A 21,470-nucleotide genomic window follows, 5' to 3' on the forward strand; every position below is an offset into this window, starting at 1 on the left:
GATACGCTGCGGCGCGACATGACCGCTGCCTTCCTCGCCGCCACCACCCCCGAGCCGCTCTCTCCCAACCGCTACGGCATCCGCTTCACCGCGCCCTGGTATCAGGGCAAGGGCGCCTATGGCGGCATCGTCGCGGGGGCGACGCTGCGCGCGCTGGAGCACACCCTGGCGCAGGCCCAGCAGGTGGGGCGCCCCGTGCGCACGCTCACCGCGCACTTCTGCGCGCCGGCGGTGGAGGGCGACGCGGAAATCCAGACGCGCATCGAAAGGACGGGGCGGCTCGTCACCCACGCGACGGCGCGCGTGGAGAGCGCCGCGGGGGTGCTGTGCGTGGCCACCGCCACGTTCGGCGCGTCGCGCGGTGGGGTGACGGAGTACTTCGACGTGAAGCGCCCCGTTGTCCCGGCTCCGCACGAGGTGCCCGCGGTGCCGGACGACGTGCCCATGCCCACCTTCTGCAGCTTCTTTGAGTATCGCTTCTGCGTGGGCTCGGCGCCGTACTCCGGCGCGGACGTGGCGGAGACGGGCGGGTGGATTCGTCCCAAGGACGCGCTGGTGCTGGACGCGCCGCTGTGCGTGGGGCTGATGGACGCCTATCCGCCGTCGGTGCTCTCGCGGGTGGACGGCTTCCACGCGGCGGCGAGCGTGGACTTCACCGTGCACTTCTTCCACGACCTGCCGCGGCCCGGCCTGCGCGAGGACGCCTACTTCCTGCGCACGGGGCGCTCACGGCAGGCGGCGGAGGGTTACTCGGAGGACTTCCAGCAGCTGTGGACCCAGGAGGGCGAGCTGCTGGCCCAGTGCCGCCAGTTGGTGGCGGTGCTGGGATAGCGCTCAAGCCGCGGAGGCGCTGATTGACGTCATCGGCTCCGCGAAGGTGCGCGCGTTGCTACCCGACTGCGTTCTTCTTGTTGTGGAAGAGCGAGTCACCGAGCCGGCACACATTCTTGCCCTCGAACTTCACGTCGAAGGAATACAGCATGAACTCCGCCACTCCCTTGGTGGAACTGCTCAGCACCCCGCCACCAGCGGTGCCTGCCTCGTCTCCTGATGACTTCTTGTACTGCGCGCCTTTGACCATCGGCATCTTGCCGTTGACCTGGACGCTTTTGGGCCCCTTGGCCGCGTCCGAGCTCATCGCGACGTTCGGATAGGGCAGGGGAATGGGCCCGCCTGGGCTCGGCGTCTTGCATACATCCGGAAAGGCGATGCTCTGACCGCCACTGTCCTCGGCGGCAATACCCCGGCCATTGGCGTAGACCTTGGTTCCCATCTCAATTTCCCCCGGTGTTGGCAGCGCCGTCTAGAGACAGGAGTCGTACGCCGCGGAGCCCTGCTGTCTCCAGCGCCTGTTTCACCTTCTCCGAGACGAGGATGCACATCGTCGACTCCGCCAGCCGGAACATGGGCACGCCCATCGTCTTCGTCTCATCGAGCACGAGTTTGTCGAACTTCATCAGCGGTGGCTCGTGGTCTGGCAGGTATTGAGACTGCTTCAGGTCCGCGCAGGCAATCCGGCCGAGGATGTTGACGGCCCGATAGTCGGTGTACGTCTTGCCCAGTTCCGGGTGGTTCAACGCCACCTGGTATAAATCCATGTTCTTCACCCCCACACTTTTGAGTACCTCGATGAGGCGGGTGGAGAAGATGGGGATGGTGAGGATGAGGTCCGGCGGCGGGTCTGCACTCTCCGGATGCAGTTCGCACGGAATCGGCTCCTCGACTTGTGCCTTGCTACGCACCCCCATGGTCCAGGGCACCCCCGTCGTCGGCGTCGACGAAAGGCCGGCGAAGTTCGAGGAGTACAGATCATTGGTCAGGCGGTAATACACGTCGGGCCCCTCCGTGAGCACTTCATGCGCCATCAATACTTGCGGGTGATGCCCCCCTTGCTGGCAAGCACCATCCTTCCAGACTTGAGCGCCTGCGTCACATGGTACGCCAGCGGAGAGACCCAGACATCCCAGCGATCCGGGCGGCCGGTGAATCGCCCCTTGAAGAAGGTGGACTCTGCGTTGATTTTCGCCACCAGCGCGTAGGGAGGGTAGTGCTTGCCATCGCCCGCCTTCGAACGCTCGCATACGACCTGGTAGTTCAACATCAGGTCGCCAAGGTTGTTGCACGACTGCATGGCTTCCTCGTTGTACGAAGCGCTTGAGCCCGTCGCTGTCGGGTAGCTCGCCTTGTGGTCCACGTAGTGCATCTGCAGCCACGTGGCGAGCATCACAATCTCGCCGATGCTCTGCTGAGACCGGTCGCTCAACTGGCTCCACTTCCTGCCGTAGAAGTCCCTCAGCGTTATTTTCTGGTCTGGCTTGGTCAGGGCAGGAGCGGCCGTCGGGTTCTTCAGTCGCGCTTCGCGCAGGTCTGCCACCCGCTTCTTGCGCATCCAGTAGATGTCCGGCAGGTGAGGGAGGAAGATCCCGTTGAGGGCGCCATCGATGGTGTAGCCGATGTCCTGCTTGATTGCCCCCTTGCTCGCGCGCGTCCATTTCTCCAAGGTTGACTTCGCCATCACCGCGTCGCCTGGAATGATGTGATGCGGCGCCGCTGCCATCTCGACCTCGAATTCCTCGAGGATTCCCGCGGCGACATGCCAGCCTGTGGTCGGGTCGTTCCCTCCCGGGACAGGGTGGATGGGGCCTACCTTTGGATCGGAAGTGACCTCCCGCTCCGAACTCATGAGGCTTTTCCGGAGTTCTTCCTCATCCTTGTCGGCCCCATGCTTCGTCTTGAAATTACGCAGCTTCGGCTCGCCATCCTTGCAGAAGAGACAGTCGTCCGGATGGTCGTCCCCGTCATCCGGCGACAATATGTCTTCACCAAACTCTGGCATGTGCCTTATCCCCCTTGCTCGACCGAACGCAGCAGCACCGCGGCACGCTCCTCTCGGTCAGAAGAGCAGGATACAAGACAAGGCCCCTGCCTGTATCCACGTCGCAGGGCCATGGTGGCCAAGCCCACCATGAGCGGCCCGAGCCCTGCCCCCGGGTCCCCAAAGTTCTCCACGGGGTGCTCGACTCGCAGGTTGCCGTCGAATCGGCTCTGGAACCGTAGATGGCCTACACCCCACTCTTTCGCCCAGAAGCTCTCGCCATTGAAGCTCAAGTAGACTGTGCGGACGTTGTGCTGCTCGCCCCTTGGCATGTCAGCAAACGCCTCGTGGAACGCAGCGGAGAGCCCCTCGCCCAGGTAGGGCTCCAAGCTCTCCCGATAGCCCGGTTCGCGGCCGACGCCCATTCCAAAAATTTCTCCCAGTGCTTCTCGCCGTCGCCGCCGGGCCGTTCCGGCCGGAGCGAGCCATAGGAACCCGGCACCCTCGCCCGGGATGAAGACGTCTGAAGGGCGGGTGCCGGCGATTCGGTGGTCCGCTTCGAGCCCGGCGAGCACCATTGGGTCCACGAGCGAGTCGACCCCGCCCACGAGGACGTCCTGGGCCCTTCCCGCAGAGATGAGTTGGATGGCTTCGGCAAGTGCCCAGAGCCCCGCGGCACGTCCCAGCGGGAAGCTCCTGCTCGCACCTGGCTCTATGCGTGTCCCGCTCGCGTGAATGAGTTCCTGGAGGAACGCATTCCCCGCGCGCTGTGGGTCGCTTTGTTCCTCAGGAAGGCCCAGGAGCAGCACTGCCTTTCCTGCTTCTCTCGCCGCCTCTTGGAGGGCGGGGACTGCGAGCCGGAGCATCCGCTCCTCGCGGTAGCTGAATGAAGCGGGTAGTAATGCCAGCTCTGGCATCGCTTCGAGGAATCCAGCAACGAATGGATGGAAGCGCAGATCCAGGATGGACGTCTCGCGGGTCCGCACGATGCCGGCACGAACCGCCGCCGCTGTCGTGGGGGCGTTGAGGCCCACGGGTGTCACCATGCCGACGCCCAGTATCTCCACCGGTCGGGTCACCACACAGCAACCTCGTCGAGTTCGAACCGCACATTCTCAAGCTGCATGCCTTGCACCTCGATGGGGTCTGCGATTCGAGTGCCACGACCAGTTCGCATGACGTCAACCAGATGCGATTCACGAGCAAGGCGCTCCACCCGGCAACGCATCCGCCCATCCCGCCCTCTCTGCCAACGTGAGTGAGACAGTTCGTACCCGGTAGTTTAGTGTGCAGGGCGACCCAGGCAGGAACGATGAATCCAGTGGTGGAAGAGACTCGAGTCCGGGAGACCGAGGTGGTGGAGAAGGCCAGGCGCCGAGGATTCACAGCGGAGTACAAGCTGCGAGTGCTGGCGGAGGCAGAGCGCTGCACGCAGCCAGGTGAAGTCGGGGCGCTGCTGCGCCGCGAGGGGCTGTACTCCTCCCTGCTGAGCGCGTGGCGACGTCAGCGCGACGCGGGAGAGCTGTCGGCCCGCAGCCCGAAGAAGCGAGGGCCGCCAGCGAAGGTGCCCGACGCGAGTGCCCGACGCGTGGCCGAGCTCGAGAGGGAGTTGGCGCGGGCCCAGGTGCGCCTCAAGCGCGCCGAGGCCCTGCTGGACCTCCAAAAAAAAGTATCGGAAATCCTGGGAGTGGAGCTGCCCATGCCCGGCGAGACGCCCTGATGGCCGTGGCACTGGAGGCTGTCGACGCACTGGGCGTGGCGCCGGTGTGCCAGGCACTGGGCCTGCCGCGCGCCACTTTCTACCGGCAGGCTCGGCCCCTACACGGGCCGGTGCGCAGAGGCCCTCAGCCGCGGGCCCTGTCGCCCGAGCAGCGAGCCGAGGTGCTCGCGGTGCTGCACGAGCCGAGATTCGTGGATGCCGCGCCCGCGGAAGTCTACGCGCAGCTCCTCGATGAGGGCGCTACCTGTGCTCGGAGCGCACCATGTACCGGGTGCTCGCCGAGAATCAGGAGGTGCGCGAGCGCCGCGACCAGCTGCGCCACCCCAACCACCCGGTGCCTCAGCTTCACGCAACGAAGCCCAATGAACTCTGGAGCTGGGACATAACGAAGCTGCACGGCCCGTCGAAGTGGACGTACTTCTACCTCTACGTCGTCATGGACGTCTTCAGCCGCTACGTCGTCGGGTGGATGGTGGCCCACCGCGAGTCAGCCACCCTGGCCAAGAAGCTGCTGGCGCAGACGTGCGAGCGCCAAGGCGTGGTGCCCGGCCAGTTGACGATTCATGCCGACCGGGGCTCCTCCATGACGTCCAAGCCGGTGGCCCTGCTGATGGCCGATTTGGGCGTGACGAAGACGCACTCGCGGCCCTACGTCTCCAACGACAACCCCTTCAGCGAGGCCCACTTCAAGACGATGAAGTACCAGCCCGACTTTCCCGAGTGCTTCGGCTGCATCCAGGACGCTCGCGGCCACTCAGGTGACTTCTTCGGCTGGTACAACAATGAGCACCACCACGGCGGCCTCGGCCTGCTGACGCCCTACGACGTGCACCACGGCCTGGCGGCCGAGCGCCTCGCGGCCCGCGCTGCCGTGCTCGCCGCTGCCTACGCCGCTCACCCTGAGCGCTTCCCTCGCGGTGTACCCGTGCCGAAGGCCCCGCCAACCATCGTCTGGATAAATGACCCCGCGCGGCTCTCTGCCTCACAGGATGCTACGCAGTAATCTCTCGAACTCACTGTCTCACTCGCGTTGACAGGTTCCGCCGCCGCGTCTGGTGCTCAGGGAGGGTAGCACACGGTTGCCTTGGTCACACCCGCGCGTGGTGCCGCAGTTCACCGGGCCGCATGTGCCTGTCTGGAAATTGCCAAATCCAGGACGCGGTGGTGCAGCCATGCCGAGGATGGCACACAGTCGTGGTGAATGCGGTGTCGTCGCCGCACATACGCTTCGTGCCCTTGAAGCGACTTCGCGCGCACGTGGCGTTGGAGAGGCATGAGCTTGCCCCGATGTAACCGTTCACCGACTCATGCTGCGTGCGCGGGCTGAGGGACTTCCGCAAGGGGAAGCAGCGAGGGAGGCGGCAGGCTCCGGCGGTGCGTGCGCAGCGTGTCCGTGAGGAAGTCCAGTACGCCCCGCTCTTGCAGTTTGAGCGTGGTGACGGCGGTGAAGATGCGCTCGACGAAGCAGCTGCCCTCGGGGCCTTGCGTCCCGAATGACGTCTTGCGGTACATGACGGCGTGGCGGATGCACTGCTCGCCGAAGTTGTTCGTCGGCTCGATGTCGGGCACGTCGACAAAGGTCCAGAGGCACTCCTCCAGTTTGAGGATTTCTCGTGCCATGCCCGCCGTCTTCTTCTCCGCGCGTACCTCGGCCTCACGCAGCAGTCGGCCCACCGTGCGTCGTACCTTCTTCATCCGCTGCTCGAAGTCTTCTCGAGCCAGCGTCCCATCGCGCACCCGGTGCCACCACTTGAAGAAGCGGTGGCGCTCGCGCATCAACCGCTCGCCAATGCGGCAGCCTTCGCCTCCGCGGTCGATGAAGCCTTGAAAGTCGCGCGTTAAATGGCTCCAGCAGAGTTGGCGCAGGCCCTTGTCATACCAGTCATACCCGGCCCACCTGTCCGTGGTGAGGAAGCCCAGGAAGCCCTCCCCCAGCAGGGCTTGGGCCACCTTGCCGCCACGACTCCGCGCGATGTGGAACACCACCACCAAGGCCGTGGCGACCACCCACAACCAGGCACGATGGCCCCGGCCATCCTTGCGCCCCTCCACCCATCCCGTCTCGTCCGCGTGGGCCTCGTCGGCCGCCTGCACATATGCGAGGGCCTCGGCCACCGCTGGGGCCAATGCGTCCGTCATCTCCCCTTCGAGATTCACCACGCTGCCCACCGACAAGTCCACGCCTACCATGTCCGAGAGGGCATCCTTCACCAGTCGTTTGGACAGCCGGTACTTGCCTACCAGCAGACTGGCCAGCGCCCCCAGCCTGTCTCCGAAAGCGCTGCGGGCGTGCGCCGGCACCGGCTGGCGCGTCAGCGTGCCGCACGCGCGGCACTCCAGGGCGTGGCTGCGGTACTCGGTGACGACGGCCGACAACGGCGGCACTTCCACTACCTGGTGGCGGCGCGGCTCGCAGTCTCTGCCCTCCAACCGGTGCCCGCAGCCTTGGCACTCCTTGGGCACCAACTCGACGACGTGCTGCACGGCTTCGGGCGGCAGGAGACTTCGCTCATGTTTCTTGTGCCCTGGCTGACCACCGGGGCGGCGGCCCGTGGGCTTCTTCAGCGGGCGCGGCGTGCCGGGGGCGTCCGCGGAGGGGGGCTTCGAGGAGTTGCTCGAATTGAGATTCAGCCGCTCCTTCAACTGCCGGTTCTCCTCGCGCAGCTGCCGGTTCTCCTCGCGCAGCTGCCGGTTCTCCTCGCGCAACCGCCGATTCTCCTCCTCCAGGTGCGCGATGCGCCCCAGCGCCGCTTCCAGCAGCGCCTCCAGCTTCGCAATCCGCGCGTCCCGGGGGTCGAGTTCCGCCACGAGTGGCGGTGTGTCACGCCGCGGCCAACACCGTCGAGCGCCGTCCCGCCCACCGTCCGCTGCCCCGATGTCTCTTCAAGCAGGCACCAGCCGGTGAACGGTTACGCCCCGATTTCGGCGTCAGTGACAATGCTGGAACGGCAGCGCTGTGGTTGGCTCACGGCGGCCATCCGTGCCGCGGTAGGTTTTGACACCCGGGGCTTGCTCATTGCTTCCCGGGCGGAGCTTGGCCACGGGGAACGGCGGTTCCTGGAACGCGGCCGCATATGAGTTCGTGGAGTGGGAATGCGCCCTGGCGTCTTTGGACCAAGCGTTCAGGAGGCCCTCCCCTCTGAGTAGGTGATTCGACGAGGAGTGTGTGAGAGCATGCCAGCATGGGCCTGCGCCAGGTCCGCGAGAAGGATGCCGCCATGAGCATGTCCTCGGGGAAATCCGCCTCAGAGTCTGGAGTGGCAGAGGCGCCACGCAAGCGAATCTGGGGCAGCAGATTGGGGTGGTTCACCGGCGTGAATGCAGGGGGACTCCTGCTGGTGGACTTCGGGGGGAACCCGGAGGGGCCGCTGCCTGCGAAGCGGACGCTCCATTTGACACCAGAAATGGTGCAGCACGCAGTGGCCACCCGGCAGAGCGCGGTGCTGCTCTTCGAAAACGGCGACCCCCGGCTACCGTTGGTCATTGGCCTGGAGCAGGGTGCTAACCCCACCCCTCTGCTCGACGCTTTGCTGGACGAGTCCAATTCCGGGCCCGCCTCTCCGCCCATCGAAGCCCTCGTGGATGGTCAGCGTGTGGTCATCGAGGGCGAGGACGAGGTGGTTCTCCGTTGCGGTCAGGCCAGCATTACCCTGCGCCGTAACGGCAAGGTGATCATCCGCGGGGTGTACGTGGAGACGCAGGCCTCGGGGGTCAACCGTATCAAGGGTAGCTCGGTCCAGGTGAACTGAGGGGGCGGCGATGCTGGTGGATGTTTTCGAGGAACATCTCGCCGAAGCCGCCTTTCTCTGGTCCCAGTGGGAGCGGGCCCTGGTTGCGCCTGATTTCACCCTGGACGAAGCCTCCAGTTTGGAGGAGCGGTTGCTCGCCCACTTGGATGGGCTGGTTGTGGCGGGAGTGCCGGCGGTCGAGTTTCTGATTCCCCGCCTGCATGAAAGCGAGGAGCCGGGTGAGGTCTTCGCCGCCGCCTGGGCGCTGCTTTCGTTGACGCCGCCCGTCGTGTTGGAGGCTGTGGAGGAGCGGTCAGGCCAAGTTCCGTCCCAGGTATGGGCCGCACTGCACCGCGCGCTGGAGTTGGCGGAGAGCGCGGGCGTGGACGCGGCCCTGGCGTCCTGGCTCAACACCGCCGAGCCGGAACTCCGCGTACTGGCGTTGGAGGTATTGGCCTTTCGCGGCAGTGCCCCCATGAGTGGGGTGGTGGAGTTACTGGGGGATTCCGACGGGCTGGTGACTGCGGCGGCGCTGCGGGCGTTGAGACCCTCAGCGAGGATGCCGCCTCCCAAAGCGCTTGGGGTTCTGCTTGGGGATTCGCGCCCCGAGGTCCGGCGGTCCGCCATTGAGGCGGGGCTGGTGTTTGGCCTGCGAGAAGCCTGGACCGCCAACGGCGTGGACGCGGTAACGGAGGTGGGCTTCGTCCGGAAGCAGGCGTGGGTGTTGCAAGCGCTCGTGGGCGAGGACGATGCCTTGGAGCGACTTGTCGCGTTCACGAAGGACGCGGCGGCCAGTGCGGATGCGCTTTGGGCGCTCGGCTTCAGTGGACTGCGGAGCGCAGCGGACGCGTGCTTGCGTGCCATGGCCGGGCCTCCGCTCGTAGCCAGGCTGGCGGGTGAGTCCTTCAGTGCCATCACCGGGCTCAAACTGAAGGAGACCTACGTGCTTCCGGAGGAGGAGCCGGACGATGCCCTGCCGCCGCTGGAGGAGGACGACCTGGACGCGGACCTGTCGCTCCGTCCGGAGGATGCTTTGCCGCGGCCCGCGCCCGAGGAAGTCGCACGCTGGTGGCAGGCTGTTCGAAAGGACTTCGCGCCCGGCTCGCGCTTTCTGGGAGGACAGCCGCTCACCGGCGAACGGCTGTTGGATGCGCTGACAATCGGACCGATGCGGCGGCGGCACGTGCATGCAATGGAGTTGATGCTGCGGACTCAGGGCGCTCAATCCGTCTTGGTGCGCGCGTTTTCCTCGAAGCAGCGGGCGGCGCTGGCGCGGGCATCCGCCATCCGCCAGCGCCTGCCCCCATGGGCGTTCGGCGTCTGAAAAGGAGGCGGACATGCTTCAGGTTCGCAACGAAACACCTTTCTCGCCCGGCATGTTTCTGTTCCCAGACGCGCAGGGCGTGGACACGATGTACGTGGTACTGAAGGCCACTTTCAGCCTGAAGGCCGGCCGGTTACACGTCGCGGAGACGCAGGTGCCGGTGCTCGTCGCGGACAAGTACCGAGGCGAGCCCGGTCAGTCGAGTCTGAAGGCTGCGAGCGAGGCCCACCTCTTGAAACCAGGCACGGACGTGCTGGTGGAGGGCGAGGCGCATTCGCCGAAGGGAAGGGCCGTGGAGTCGTGCCTGGTGCAGATGCAGGTGGGGCCGGTGCGGCAGGTCCTTCAGGTGTTCGGAGACCGGAAATGGAAGGGCGGCTTGATGTCTCCGAGCCCCTCGGCGCCCGCGCCCTTCGTGACGATGCCGCTCGTGTGGGAACGGGCCTTCGGCGGTATGCACCAGATGGAGAAGGAGCGGCCGTTGGGTGCGGCGCGCAACCCGGTGGGGCAGGGCTTCAGGGGCAAGCGCAGCGGCTCGGAGATGGCAGGGCGCGCGCTGCCAAATCTGGAGAATCCCCGTCAGCTCATCCGTTCCATCTCCGACGTGCCCACGCCGGTGGGCGTGGGGCCTGTGGCGCCTGCCTGGGAGCCTCGCAAGTCGTACGCCGGCACCTATGACGAGGCATGGCAGACGCGGCGCGCGCCGTATCTTCCGCGCGACTTCAAGGCCGAGTTCTTCCATGTGGCCCCTCCGGAACTGTGCGCCTCCGAGGGGCTGAAGGGCGGTGAGCCCGTGGAGCTTCTCAGCCTGTCCCCTGGAGGGGCCTTGCGTTTCACACTCCCACGCTGCGAGGTACAGGCCACGGTGCGGATCGCGGGCAGACCCGAGCGGCCCTTGCTTCGCCTGGAGACGGTGCACTTGACGCCAGCGGAGGGGCAGGTGTGCATGACGTGGCGGGGCGCTGTGCCATGTGACAAGCGCTCCTTGCAGGTGGAGCAAGTGCGCTTCCAACTGCTATCGATGGATGTCGTGGCGGCGTGAGCTGCCGGTGGCCGCGGCCTTGCGCAGGGCGGGAGCGATGACGCCGGTCTGGGAGGCGGCTCAAGCCGCGGACGCGAGCTGCTTCACCAGCAGCCGCACCAGCTCCACGGGCTGGATGGGCTTGGGCAGCAGCTCCGCGCCGTAGCGGATGGCCACGGACACGAGGTCATCCAGGTCCTCGTGTCCGGTGAGGAAGATGAACGGCACCCGGCAGTCCTTCAGCTCGCGCATCACCGTGAGCACGTCGGAGCCGTTCATGTCCGGCATGTTGTAGTCGCAGAGGATGGCGGAGACGCTGGACAGGTCCAGGTTGAACGCCGCGGTGGGTGACTGCACCGTCACGACGCCATAGCCCGCGCTCTGGAGGATGTCCCGCACCACCGAGAGCACGAAGGCGTCGTCGTCAATCACCAGCACGTTCTGCATCGGGGCCATCTCCACGAGCGGTTCCGCCCATCCTACCTGAGCTTCTCCCACGAGATTGTCACGTCACACATGTCTCACGGCACGGGGCGGGACGGACCCGGGGAGGGGATGAGCACCAGGTCCTCCTGCGGTGGGATGAGGTACTCCGCGCCCGTCTCGGTGACGACGGCCATCTCCTCCACGGCGATGATGCGCTGCGCGCCCTCGCCGCCGTCCGGCCACGCGAAGAACCCGTCGAAGGCGAAGACCTGCCCGGGCCGGACGATGCGCGCCGCCTGGCCCGCCGCGGGCTTGCCCTGCTGCGCGCCGGAGAGCGCCGGGCCCACGTCATGCGCCCAGTAGCCCACCGGGTGCCCCGTTCCCCACATCACGGGCGCCGAGCCGGCCTCGCGCATCCAGTCGCGCTGGGCCTTGTCCACGTCCCAGCCGCGCACGCCGGGTTTCAGGGTGGCCAATGCAATGCGGCTGCCCTTCTTGCCCTTCTCCCACTTCTCCAGGGCCGCCTTGGGCGGCTGCGTCTCGCCCGGCGCCAGCACGTAGGCGAAGCGCTGGATGTCCGTCACCCACATGCCGCCCACGCGGATGCCGAAGTCCGTCTGGATGAAGTCACCCGGCTGGATGACGCGCTCGGTGGCGTGGGAGTGGCCTCGCGTGGGGCCGCTCTGGACGTTGGGGTTCTGGTCCGGCGCCCAGGCGTCGCCCACGCCCAGCTCCGCCATGCGCTGGCGCAGGAAGCGGGCCACGTCCACGTCGCGCGTCTTGCCCGGCACCACCGCGCGGTAGGCCTCGATTTCCATCTGGGACGTCAGCGCGGCGGCCTTGCGGAGGATGTCCACCTCCTCGGGCAGCTTCACGGAGAGCCACTCGGAGACGAGGTCCTCGGAGGACACCAGCTTCTTGCGCAGCGCGGGCGTCAGGGCCTTCTCCAGCGCGGCGCGCTGCGTGGCGGACAGGCCATCCGCCACCGTCACCGACGTGGACGAGTTGACGGCGATGCGCTTCGGCTTCGCCGCCGCCAGCCGCGAGGCCACCAGGGCGTAGAGCTTCGTGCCGCGCGGCAGCGGCACCACCTCGTCGAGCGGCGCCACGTCGCGGAGCGCGGTGGCCTCGCCTTCCGGTGACAGGGCCACGCCGCGCACGGCCTCGCCCTGCTTGAGGAACAGGAAGGCGGCGGTGCCTCCGGCGTTCTCACAGCCGACGTGGATGGCCAGCGGGTCGTTGTCGTTCTCCCGGCAGATGACCACCCACGCGTCCACGTTGGCGCGGGCCATGGCCTGGGGCAGCAGCTTCTGGATGCGCTCCTTGCGGATGCGGGGCCAGGCGTCCTGGGACGCGATGGGGTCGGCGGGCGCGGCGCTGGCGATGGGGGCGGCGAGGAGCAGGGCGGAGAGCAGGGCGTGCCGGACGCGAGTCATGCGGGGAAGGTCCTTTGAGGAAGAGGCCCCATCATCCCCGAGCACCCGGCGGGAAGGGACTCGCACGGCGTGAAGTCGTGTGGCGGTGCGTGCGAAGAACCGTGCGAAGCCCGCCATCCGGCGGCGCCGTGCAAGCGTTGCCGCCGTGGCTCGTTTAAGGTGTGTCCATGGCCAAGCGCACGTCCCAGAAGCGTCCGTCGAAGGCGAAGAAGCCCTCCGCGTCGAAGGCAGCGGCGAAGAAGGCCGCTGCCCCGAAGAAGGCCGCTGCCCCGAAGAAGGCCTCCTCCAGGACTCGCGCCGCGTCCCGTCGGGCCAGCGCGCCGGTGTCCGAGCCCGCGGCCGAGGCGCCTCGTCCCCCCGTGCTGGAAGCCGAGCCCGTGCTGGAAGCCGAGCCCACGCCGCGCCGCCCTGGCCCCAAGGCGCTCCCGTCAGGTGAGCCCGCGGGCCGCGTGCTGCCCTTCGAAATCGACCCCAAGCGCATGGAAGAAGGGCTGCGCAAGCTCCAGGGGGAGATGGTCCACTGGGCCAACAAGGGCCGCTACACGCGGGTGCGCTTCAAGTTCCGGGGCAAGCAGCTGCTCCCGGACCTGCCGCTGGCCGCCGTGGTGGCCGCGGAGGGGCTCACGTTCTACTGGGGCGGCATCTTGCGCGTGCTCGTCGCGAACGTGGTGGGCGGCAGCGTGTTCCAGGTGGAGCTCGTGAATGACGCGGAGAAGCGCGTCCAGGCGGGCAAGGAGGCCCTGCTGTCGGGCGACGTGGACCAGGCGCTGGTGCTCTTCCGGGAGGCCGTGGCCATGGACCGGGACGCTCCCGCCGCGCACCTCAACGTGGGCGTGGCCTTGAAGCTCAAGGGCGACCGGGAAGGGGCCCTGGCGGCGTTCGAAAAAGCGAAGGAGAGAGACCCGGAAGGACCGGTGGGAACCGAAGCCGAGCGCCTGGCTGCTCCCCTGCGCCCGCGGGGCTGAAAAAGGCCCGCTCAAGCGTTCAAAAAAGAGTCCCATCCCGGCATCCCGCCGCTCGGGGCGAAAGCCCCTTGTTTCCCCTGTTGACGCTGGGAAATCCAGGGGTTACGAACGCTCACCCACTGGACGGCGGCCCCCATTCGCGGGCCCCTCCGCAGACTTCCAGAGCTCATGGCTGACGACACGACCGACAAGCCGGCATCGCCCTCCGCGCCTCCTCCCCCGGACAGCGCTGGAGAGCTCATTCCCGTCAACATCGAAGACGAGATGCGCCGTTCGTATCTCGACTACTCCATGTCCGTCATCGTGGGGCGCGCGCTGCCCGACGTGCGTGACGGACTCAAGCCCGTGCATCGCCGCGTGCTGTTCGCGATGAATGACCTGGGCAACCTCCACAACCGGGCCTACAAGAAGTCCGCCCGCGTGGTGGGTGACGTCATCGGTAAGTACCACCCGCACGGTGACTCGTCGGTGTACGACGCCATGGTGCGCCTGGCGCAGGAGTGGAGCCTCCGCTACCTGCTGGTGGACGGCCAGGGCAACTTCGGCTCGGTGGACGGCGACTCGCCCGCGGCCATGCGTTACACGGAAGTGCGCATGGAGCGGCTGGCGGAGGACCTGCTGGCGGACATCGACAAGGAGACGGTGGACTTCGGTCCCAACTACGACGACTCGCTGGAAGAGCCGCTCGTCCTCCCGTCGAAGTTCCCCAACCTCCTGGTCAACGGCAGCAGCGGCATCGCGGTGGGCATGACCACCAACATCCCGCCGCACAACATGACCGAGGTCATCACCGGCACGCTGCACCTCATCGACAACCCGGGCTGCACGGTCCGTGACTTGATGGAGTTCATCACCGGTCCGGACTTCCCCACCGGCGCCATCATCACCGGGCGCGAGGGCATCGTCCGCGCCTACGAGACGGGCCGCGGTCAGGTCACCATCCGGGCGCGCTCGGACATCGAGACCTCCAAGAAGGGGGACCGCGAGGCCCTCATCTTCACGGAGATTCCGTACCAGGTGAACAAGGCGCGGCTCATCGAGAAGATCGCCGAGCTGGTGCGCGAGAAGAAGCTGGAGGGCATCAGCGACATCCGCGACGAGAGCGACCGCCAGGGCATGCGCATCGTCATCGAGCTCAAGCGCGATGCGATTGCGCAGGTGGTGCTCAACAACCTGTACGCGATGACGTCGCTGGAGACGACCTTCGGCGCGGTGATGCTGGCCATCGACGGGGGCCAGCCGCGCACGCTCAACCTGAAGGAGATGCTGGACCGGTTCATCGCGCACCGCCGCGACGTGGTGACGCGCCGCACGCGCTACGAGCTGCGCAAGGCGCTGGCGCGCATGCACATCGTCGAAGGTCTGCTCGTCGCGCAGGACCTCATCGACCTGGTGGTCAGCCTCATCCGCGCGTCCAAGGACCCGGACGAGGCGCGCTGGGGCCTGATGCACATCCTGTCGCCCGCGCTGTACGAGCACGAGCGCTTCGTCAACCTCCAGCGCATCGACTACGACAAGGCGAAGGCGCAGATGGAGCTGCTCGTCTCCCGTGCGCGCAACGAGGAGCCCAGCTACGGGGGCCTCGCGCACAAGTACGAGGGCGCGGGCTTCAGCGAGGGCCAGGCGCAGAACATCCTGGAGATGCGCCTGCAGCGGCTCACCGGCCTGCAGCGCGAGGAGCTGTTCCGCGAGCTGATTGGCCTGGTGCGCGACATCGCGCGGCTGCAGGACATCCTGGCCAACGAGAGCAGCCTGCTCAACGTCATCAAGACGGAGTTGGTGGAGATTCGCGAGCGCTACGGCGACAAGCGCCGCACGGAAATCACCGGCGCCGTGGATGAGATGACCCGCGAGGACCTCATCGCCGAAGAGACGATGGTCGTCACCCTGTCGCACACGGGCTACGTGAAGCGCTCGCCGCTGACCGAGTACCGGGCGCAGAAGCGCGGTGGGCGCGGGAAGACGGGCGCTGCGACGAAGGAAGACGACTTCGTCAGCAAGCTGTTCGTGGCCAGCACGCACGCGTTCCTGATGCCGATTACCACGAAGGGCAAGCTGTACTCGCTGAAGGTGCACCAGATTCCGCAGGCCAGCCGCACGTCGCGCGGCAAGGCCATGGTGAACCTGGTGCAGTTCGGCGAGGGCGAGCGGTTGGCGCAGGTGCTGGTGACGCGGGACTTCCCGGAGAACCGCTACGTCTTCTTCGTGACGAAGCGGGGCGTGGTGAAGCGCACGGACCTGAGCGCGTTCGAAAACGTCCGCTCCAGCGGCATCATCGCGCTGGGCATCGACGACGGGGACGAGCTGGTGGCGGTGATGATTACCGACGGCAGCAAGGACATCCTGCTGTCGACGGCGTCGGGCATGAGCATCCGCTTCCCGGAGACGGAGGTCCGCTCCATGGGCCGCCAGGCCTACGGCGTGAAGGGAATCACGCTGGAGGACGGCGACCAGGTGGTGGGCGCCGACATGGTGGAGACGGACACGGCCATCCTCACGGTGACGGAGAACGGCTACGGCAAGCGGACGCAGGAGACCGAGTACCGGCAGCAGGGTCGTGGCGGCAAGGGCATCATCGACATCAAGACCACCGAGCGGAATGGCAAGGTGGTGGGCCTGCTCCAGGTGAAGGAGTCGGACGAGGTGATGATCGTCACCAACGGCGGCATGCTCATCCGCATGCGGGTGAAGGAAATCTCCGTCATCGGCCGCAACACGCAGGGCGTGCGGCTGATTGCGCTGGAGAACGAGCAGGAGAAGGTCATGGCCATCTCCAAGCTGCCCGAGAGCGACGAGTCCGAGGAGAACGGCGAGGCGGTGACTCCCGTGGAGAGCGTGGACGCCACGGGTGAGGCCGCGGCTCCGGTGGAGGCCACGGGTGAGGCCACGGTTCCGGTGGAAGCCGCTGCCGAGCCGGCCCCGGCGCCCGAGGAGGGTGGTACCCCGGGTGACGAGGAGCCCACTCAGGGCTGAGTCGTTCGTTGAATTGCCGGAAGGCTGACTGACGGGGACGCGGCGGAAGTCGCGTCCCCGTTGTCATTCAAGGCGCATCATCCAGCAGGTTGAGCTGACCCTGCGCAACGGCGCGGTAGTGCGGCACCACCTCGGCGGCCAATACGTCCCGCATTTCCTGGCGGGCACTATCGAGGTCACCCTCGCGCTTGTGTTGGTACATCCGGTGAAGCGCATTCACCATCCGGCTGGACCCTTCGCTGATGCGACGCGAGCACTCTTGGAGGAGCTCCAGGGCGCTCGTGTCCGACGCAAGTGCCGCAGTCGCCTCGGCTTGGCTGAAGCCCACTTCGCGAGCAGTTCGCGCCAGGAGTCCCCGCACTTCGATGGTGAGCATCAGGGGCTCTCCATCGCGCAGCACCCGGCGAGCAAGGGAGCGAATCGGGTCCCAATCGAGTTCTTCAGCCATGCGCTATTTTCCCACGGGATAGCATTTGTCGCCGGGCCATTCGTGCTGGCCCTCGCAGAGTTGAAAGCAGGAGTAACAGTGGCCCTTCCAGCCATCCTGCTTGCAATCGCCATAGGCACGAATGCACGTTCGTTTCCATTCAGGGAGGGCTGCATTATGTGAGTCATCCCACTCGACCGGTGCGGTGTCCGTTGCGGCTTGGGCGCCGGTCATGAGCACAGCGGCCTCGGCAGCGGAAAGTCCACATGCTTCGGGCATGCCGGGGAATCGCTGGAGGCAGCACGAGACGGAATCGGCGCAGGAAGCGAGTGCGTACGGTTCGCCTCTTCTCCCGGTGGAGTGCGCACCACTGGAACATCCCAGGGCAAGGCTCATGAGCACACATCCCAAGGGCGTGGCGGTGTTCTGGGTTTTCATTTAATCCTGCTCAGCGCAGCTCCGCCGGAAGCCGGCTGACATCCAACTTCGGCACACCGACCTGCGTCACCGCCTGCGCGCCAAACCAGTTCGCCACCGCGGCGCAGCGCTCAAACGGCAGCCCCCGCAGCAGCCCCAGCGTGAAGCCCGCGAGGAAGCAGTCCCCCGCGCCCGTGGCATCCACTTCCGCCACCGCAACCGTGGGCACGTCGATGCGCGCCTCCGCCGTGAGTACCGTGCAGCCCCGCGCCCCGCGCGTCACCACCAGGCACGTTCGCTGGCGCACCCGCTCGATGTCCATCGCCCGGGCTTCCTCCTCGCTGGCCTTCAGCACCCGGAGCCGCTCCAGCAGCCCCGCGAAGGGCGTGTCCTCCAGGCGGAGGTTGAGCACCCGTCCATTGTCATCGAAGGCCCGAAGCAACCCCTGCGCATCCGCCAGCACATGCCGCGCCCGCTCGGAGGCGCGGAGCAACGTCTCCGGCAGCACCTCGCCCGCCACGCCGCACGCCAGCGCCACGCGCGCGTCGACGGTGATGTCCGTGGGAAGAATCGGCTCCGCCTTCGCGCTGACGCGAAGGGTCCGCGCCTCTCCCTCGAAGTCCGCGATGAACTGCGTGGTGCGCGTCCCCGGAACGATGCGCGGCGGATACCGGACCGCGTCGCTGTAGCGGAAGTCCTCGCCGGCCACCGCGGCCACCGCGTACTCCAGACCCATCGCCTCCAGGACGGACGCGATGTACGCCGCCGACCCGCCGAGCGCATGTGTCTCCCTCCCGGGGCCATGCCGGAGCAGGTCGTGGCAGTAGCTCCCCACCACCAACACATCGCGCAGGGACGCGTCACCCATGACCGCGCGTTCTACTTCCGGGTGAAGTCCTTTGGCACGGGAACCCCCGCGGCCTTGTCGTCCGTCCAGGCGATGTTGAGAATCCACCAGCGCCGCCCATCGAAGACGAGCTGCAGGCTGTTGACGCCCGTGGCCATCACCGGACCGTCCGCGGCTTCACGCGTCTCATACGCGCTCAGCACCTGGACCAGGTCGCCATAGCCAGACACCTGTCGGCGCGTCTCCTTCTCGAAGAACCCCCGCTTGGCGAAGGCCACCGATGCGGAGGTGGCGTAGTCATCCGGCGTGAAGGGCGTGGCCGCGGGCCCCTTGCCGTCCTTCGGCCGGCGGATGGGAATCATCTGCGCGCCTGGGTGGAAGAGGGAGCGGAAGCGCTGCCAGTCACGCGCCTGTCCCGCCGGACCGCTGATGACGTCGTACAGCGCGGCGATGAGTGAATCGATGGAACGCACATCCTCGGGGCGAGGCGCGGGCGCGAGCTGGAGCGCGCTCCGGGTTCGCTCGGCGGCGTCCTTCATCGGGTTGGGCGTGGAGATGGGCGGCTTCGGGGACGCAGGCGCCTGCGCGAGGGCGGAGGGCGCGGCGAGCAGGGCGGCAGCGGCACAGGCGGCGACGAGCGGGCGCGGCATGGTGTCTCCACGGTGGCGGGAGGTTGCGGCCCCAAAGGCTACTCCGGGCCGCGAAGGAGCGCTGTCGTCACCTGCTTCGCGCTTCACCCGGTCCCCCCGCGCAATCGGTGGAAGCGGGGGAGGTCGTCCGTTAGGGTGCCGGCCCATGGTTCGACTCCTTCTGGCCTCTCTGGTCCTGACCCTGGCCTCCCCCGCGCTCGCGGCGGAGACGCTCACCATCTACTCTGGCCGCAACGAGAAGCTTGTGGGCCCGCTCCTGAAGAAGTTCACCGCGAAGACGGGCGTCGAGGTGAAGGTGCGCTACGGCGAGACGCCGCAGCTCGCCGCCACGTTGCTGGAGGAGGGCGCGAAGACGCCCGCCGACGTGTTCTTCGCGCAGGACGCGGGGGCGCTCGGCGCGCTGGCGAAGGCGGGCCAGCTGCAGGCGCTGCCCAAGCAGACGCTGGACAAGGTGGATGCGCGCTTCCGCTCGCCGCAGGGCGTGTGGGTGGGCACCAGCGGCCGGGCGCGCGTGGTGGCCTACAACACGAAGAAGGTGAAGGCGGACACGCTGCCCAAGAGCATCCTCGGCTTCACGGATGCGAAGTGGAAGGGCCGCCTGGGCTGGGCGCCCACCAACGCCTCATTCCAGGCCTTCGTCACCGCGCTGCGCCTGCTCAAGGGCGACGAGGCCGCGACGCAGTGGCTCAAGGGCATCCAGGCCAACGCGCCGCGCGTCTACAAGAACAACTCCGCCATCATTGAGGCGCTGGGGCGCGGTGAAGTCGACGCGGGCTTCGTGAACCACTACTACCTGTTCTCCGCGAAGAAGAACAAAGCGGACCTGCCCGTGGCCAACTACTTCGTCGCGGCGGGTGACCCGGGCGCGCTGGTGAACGTGGCGGGCGTGGCCCTCCTCAAGGGCTCGAAGAACACGGACGCGGCGAAGAAGCTGGCCGCGTACCTGCTGGACACGGAGGCGCAGGCGTACTTCGCGCAGGAGACGTCCGAGTTCCCGCTGGTGCCGGGCGCGAAGCTGGCCGAAGGCCTGCCCCCGCTCGACAAGGTGGGCTCGCCCGACCTGGACCTGTCCAGGCTGGACGACCTGCGCGGCACCGTGAAGCTGCTCCAGGACACCGGCGTCCTCTGATGCGCCGTCGTGCCCCGGTGGGGTTGTGGGTGGCCGGCGTGGCCATGGCCGCGCTGGCGCTGGTGCCCGCGGTGTACCTGGGCGTGCGCGCCGTGGAAGCGGACGCGGACGCCTGGGGCCTGCTGCTGCGGGACAGGACGTGGGGCCTGCTGGGCCGCACGTTGGGGCTCGCGGCGGCGGTGACGGGCTGCGCGGCGCTGCTGTCGCTGCCGCTGGCCTGGCTCACCGCGCGCACGGACCTGCCGGGGCGCCGTCTGTGGACGGTGTTGCTGTGTGTGCCGTTGGCGGTGCCCACGTTCGTCAGCGGCTACGTGCTGCTGGCGGCGTTCGGCGTGGGCGGCGCGCTGGAAGAGCCCCTGACGCGCTGGGGCCTTCCGGTGCCACCCGTGTATGGCTTTCCCGGAGCGCTGCTGGCGCTGACGGTGTCGACGTATCCGTACTTCTTCCTCGCGCTGCGCGCCGGGATGCAGTCCCAGGACCCGGCGTGGCTGGAGGGAGCGAGGAGCCTGGGGCTCACGCCTGCTCGGGCCTTCTTGCGCATCACCGTGCCCCTGCTGCGCCCGTCCTTCGCGTCTGGCGCGCTGCTGGTGGGCCTGTACGTCCTCTCCGACTTCGGCGCGGTGGCGCTGCTGCAGTACGACGCCTTCTCGCGCGCCATCTATGTGCAGTACGAGGGCGCGTATGACCGCAGCTACGCGGCGCTGCTCGGGCTGGCGCTGGTGTCCGTGACGGTGGGCGTGCTGGCCCTGGAGCTGTGGCTGCGCGGCCGGGCGAGCTACCACCGCAGCGCGAAGGGCGCCGCGCGGGCCTCCTCACTCGTCCTCCTGGGCCGCTGGCGCGTGCCGGCGCTGCTCCTGTGCGGCGCGGTGGTGGCGGTAGGCGTGGGGCTGCCGGTGGGCGTGCTCGTCTACTGGGGCGCGCGGGGGCTGTCGGTGGATTCCGGGCCGATGATGGGGCCCGCGTGGAACTCGGTGAGCGCCTCCATGTTGGGCGCGGTGGCGGCGGTGGTGGGCGCGTTGCCACTGGCCTTCCTCGCGGTGCGCTACCCGAGCCGCCTCACGGTGGCGCTGGAGCGTGTGTCCTACGCGGGCTATGCGCTGCCGCCCATCGTGCTGGCGCTGTCGCTCGTCTTCCTGGGCGTGCAGGCGGTGCCCTTCCTCTACGGCACCCTGGTCATGCTGGTGCTGGCCTACGTGGTGCGCTTCCTGCCGCAGGCGGTGGGCGTGGTGCGGGCGTCATTGCTCCAGCTCAACCCGCACCTGCCGGAGGCCGCGGCGTCGCTGGGCCAGCCTCCGTCCGGCGTGCTGCGCCGGGTGACGGCGCCGCTGCTGCGGCCCGGGCTGCTGGCGGGCGCGGCGCTCGTCTTCCTCACGGCGATGAAGGAGCTCCCGGCCACGTTGCTGCTGGCCCCCATCGGCTTCGAGACGCTCGCCACGCGCGTCTGGGGCGCCACGGCCGAGGGCCGCTTCGCCGAGGCCGCGTTGCCGGCGCTGGTGCTGATGGCCGTCTCCACGCTGGGTGTGGGGCTGCTGGTGTCGCAAGAGGGCCGCTCGTCTCCGGGTTGAGCCAAAGCGCCCGGGCCCGCGGGAACGCGG

At 67.7% G+C, this 21,470-nt stretch carries 18 protein-coding genes and 1 pseudogene; 9 read left to right on the top strand and 10 right to left on the bottom strand.

Features of this window, described 5'->3' with window-relative positions:
• Positions 1–18 precede the first annotated feature (18 nt).
• Positions 19–831, top strand: coding sequence for an acyl-CoA thioesterase (locus KGD87_RS30520; RefSeq protein WP_284664466.1), 813 nt, complete (start codon positions 19–21; stop codon positions 829–831).
• 58 nt (positions 832–889) lie between these two features.
• On the opposite strand, the gene KGD87_RS30525 is transcribed toward KGD87_RS30520, so the two are convergent.
• From KGD87_RS30525 to KGD87_RS30540, 4 genes are read right to left on the bottom strand one after another with little or no spacing between them, the layout of a single operon-like run.
• Complete coding sequence (locus KGD87_RS30525; RefSeq protein WP_284664467.1) at positions 890–1,273, bottom strand: DUF4150 domain-containing protein; 384 nt, start codon at positions 1,271–1,273, stop codon at positions 890–892.
• Position 1,274: 1 nt separating this feature from the next.
• The gene (locus KGD87_RS30530) at positions 1,275–1,832 is read right to left on the bottom strand and encodes an imm11 family protein (protein WP_284664468.1); all 558 of its coding nucleotides are present in this window, start codon (positions 1,830–1,832) and stop codon (positions 1,275–1,277) included.
• A 32-nt stretch (positions 1,833–1,864) separates the two neighbouring features.
• Positions 1,865–2,836: an AHH domain-containing protein gene (locus tag KGD87_RS30535; protein WP_284664469.1), complete on the bottom strand. Its 972-nt coding sequence runs from the start codon at positions 2,834–2,836 to the stop codon at positions 1,865–1,867.
• Between the two features lie 5 nt (positions 2,837–2,841).
• The gene (locus tag KGD87_RS30540) at positions 2,842–3,897 is read right to left on the bottom strand and encodes a beta-ketoacyl synthase N-terminal-like domain-containing protein (protein ID WP_284664470.1); all 1,056 of its coding nucleotides are present in this window, start codon (positions 3,895–3,897) and stop codon (positions 2,842–2,844) included.
• Between the two features lie 230 nt (positions 3,898–4,127).
• Between KGD87_RS30540 and KGD87_RS30545 the strand changes: the two are divergent.
• A pseudogene (locus KGD87_RS30545) lies at positions 4,128–5,538 on the top strand (IS3 family transposase).
• Positions 5,539–5,840: 302 nt separating this feature from the next.
• Here KGD87_RS30545 and tnpC read toward each other — a convergent pair.
• The gene (gene tnpC, locus KGD87_RS30550) at positions 5,841–7,343 is read right to left on the bottom strand and encodes an IS66 family transposase (protein WP_284664471.1); all 1,503 of its coding nucleotides are present in this window, start codon (positions 7,341–7,343) and stop codon (positions 5,841–5,843) included.
• A gap of 374 nt (positions 7,344–7,717) precedes the next feature.
• Between tnpC and KGD87_RS30555 the strand changes: the two genes are divergently transcribed.
• From KGD87_RS30555 to KGD87_RS30565, 3 genes are read left to right on the top strand one after another with little or no spacing between them, the layout of a single operon-like run.
• Positions 7,718–8,284, top strand: a complete 567-nt coding sequence (locus KGD87_RS30555) for a DUF6484 domain-containing protein (protein WP_284664472.1) — start codon at positions 7,718–7,720, stop codon at positions 8,282–8,284.
• A gap of 10 nt (positions 8,285–8,294) precedes the next feature.
• Positions 8,295–9,587, top strand: coding sequence for a TIGR02270 family protein (locus tag KGD87_RS30560; protein ID WP_284664473.1), 1,293 nt, complete (start codon positions 8,295–8,297; stop codon positions 9,585–9,587).
• Positions 9,588–9,600: 13 nt separating this feature from the next.
• The gene (locus KGD87_RS30565) at positions 9,601–10,626 is read left to right on the top strand and encodes a DUF2169 family type VI secretion system accessory protein (RefSeq protein ID WP_284664474.1); all 1,026 of its coding nucleotides are present in this window, start codon (positions 9,601–9,603) and stop codon (positions 10,624–10,626) included.
• A gap of 60 nt (positions 10,627–10,686) precedes the next feature.
• Here the strand turns inward: KGD87_RS30565 and KGD87_RS30570 are convergent, their stop codons facing one another.
• Both KGD87_RS30570 and KGD87_RS30575 read right to left on the bottom strand, forming a co-directional pair.
• On the bottom strand, positions 10,687–11,052 hold the full coding sequence (locus KGD87_RS30570) for a response regulator (RefSeq protein WP_284664475.1): 366 nt from the start codon (positions 11,050–11,052) through the stop codon (positions 10,687–10,689).
• Positions 11,053–11,126: 74 nt separating this feature from the next.
• Positions 11,127–12,467 (bottom strand): M24 family metallopeptidase, encoded by a 1,341-nt coding sequence (locus KGD87_RS30575; protein ID WP_284664476.1) that lies wholly within the window; start codon positions 12,465–12,467, stop codon positions 11,127–11,129.
• A 167-nt stretch (positions 12,468–12,634) separates the two neighbouring features.
• Here KGD87_RS30575 and KGD87_RS30580 point away from each other — a divergent pair, with 167 nt between their 5' ends.
• Complete coding sequence (locus KGD87_RS30580; RefSeq protein WP_284664477.1) at positions 12,635–13,432, top strand: tetratricopeptide repeat protein; 798 nt, start codon at positions 12,635–12,637, stop codon at positions 13,430–13,432.
• Positions 13,433–13,600: 168 nt separating this feature from the next.
• Entirely contained in the window at positions 13,601–16,405 is a 2,805-nt protein-coding gene (gene gyrA / locus KGD87_RS30585) for a DNA gyrase subunit A (protein WP_284664478.1), read from the top strand.
• 67 nt (positions 16,406–16,472) lie between these two features.
• Here the strand turns inward: gyrA and KGD87_RS30590 are convergent, their stop codons facing one another.
• The 3 genes from KGD87_RS30590 to KGD87_RS30600 all read right to left on the bottom strand — a co-directional run bounded on the left by KGD87_RS30590 (position 16,473) and on the right by KGD87_RS30600 (position 18,746).
• Entirely contained in the window at positions 16,473–16,853 is a 381-nt protein-coding gene (locus KGD87_RS30590) for a DUSAM domain-containing protein (protein WP_284664479.1), read from the bottom strand.
• A gap of 427 nt (positions 16,854–17,280) precedes the next feature.
• Complete coding sequence (locus KGD87_RS30595; RefSeq protein WP_284664480.1) at positions 17,281–18,117, bottom strand: PfkB family carbohydrate kinase; 837 nt, start codon at positions 18,115–18,117, stop codon at positions 17,281–17,283.
• 11 nt (positions 18,118–18,128) lie between these two features.
• Positions 18,129–18,746, bottom strand: coding sequence for a nuclear transport factor 2 family protein (locus tag KGD87_RS30600; RefSeq protein WP_284664481.1), 618 nt, complete (start codon positions 18,744–18,746; stop codon positions 18,129–18,131).
• A 145-nt stretch (positions 18,747–18,891) separates the two neighbouring features.
• On the opposite strand from KGD87_RS30600, the gene KGD87_RS30605 reads away from it, so the two are divergent.
• Complete coding sequence (locus KGD87_RS30605) at positions 18,892–19,875, top strand: iron ABC transporter substrate-binding protein (RefSeq protein ID WP_284664482.1); 984 nt, start codon at positions 18,892–18,894, stop codon at positions 19,873–19,875.
• Entirely contained in the window at positions 19,875–21,440 is a 1,566-nt protein-coding gene (locus tag KGD87_RS30610; protein ID WP_284664483.1) for an ABC transporter permease, read from the top strand. The genes KGD87_RS30605 and KGD87_RS30610 overlap by 1 nt, the downstream gene beginning before the upstream one ends.
• The last annotated feature ends 30 nt before the right edge of the window (positions 21,441–21,470 follow it).

It is taken from the genome of Myxococcus sp. SDU36 (assembly GCF_030168875.1).
Lineage (GTDB): Bacteria > Myxococcota > Myxococcia > Myxococcales > Myxococcaceae > Myxococcus > Myxococcus vastator.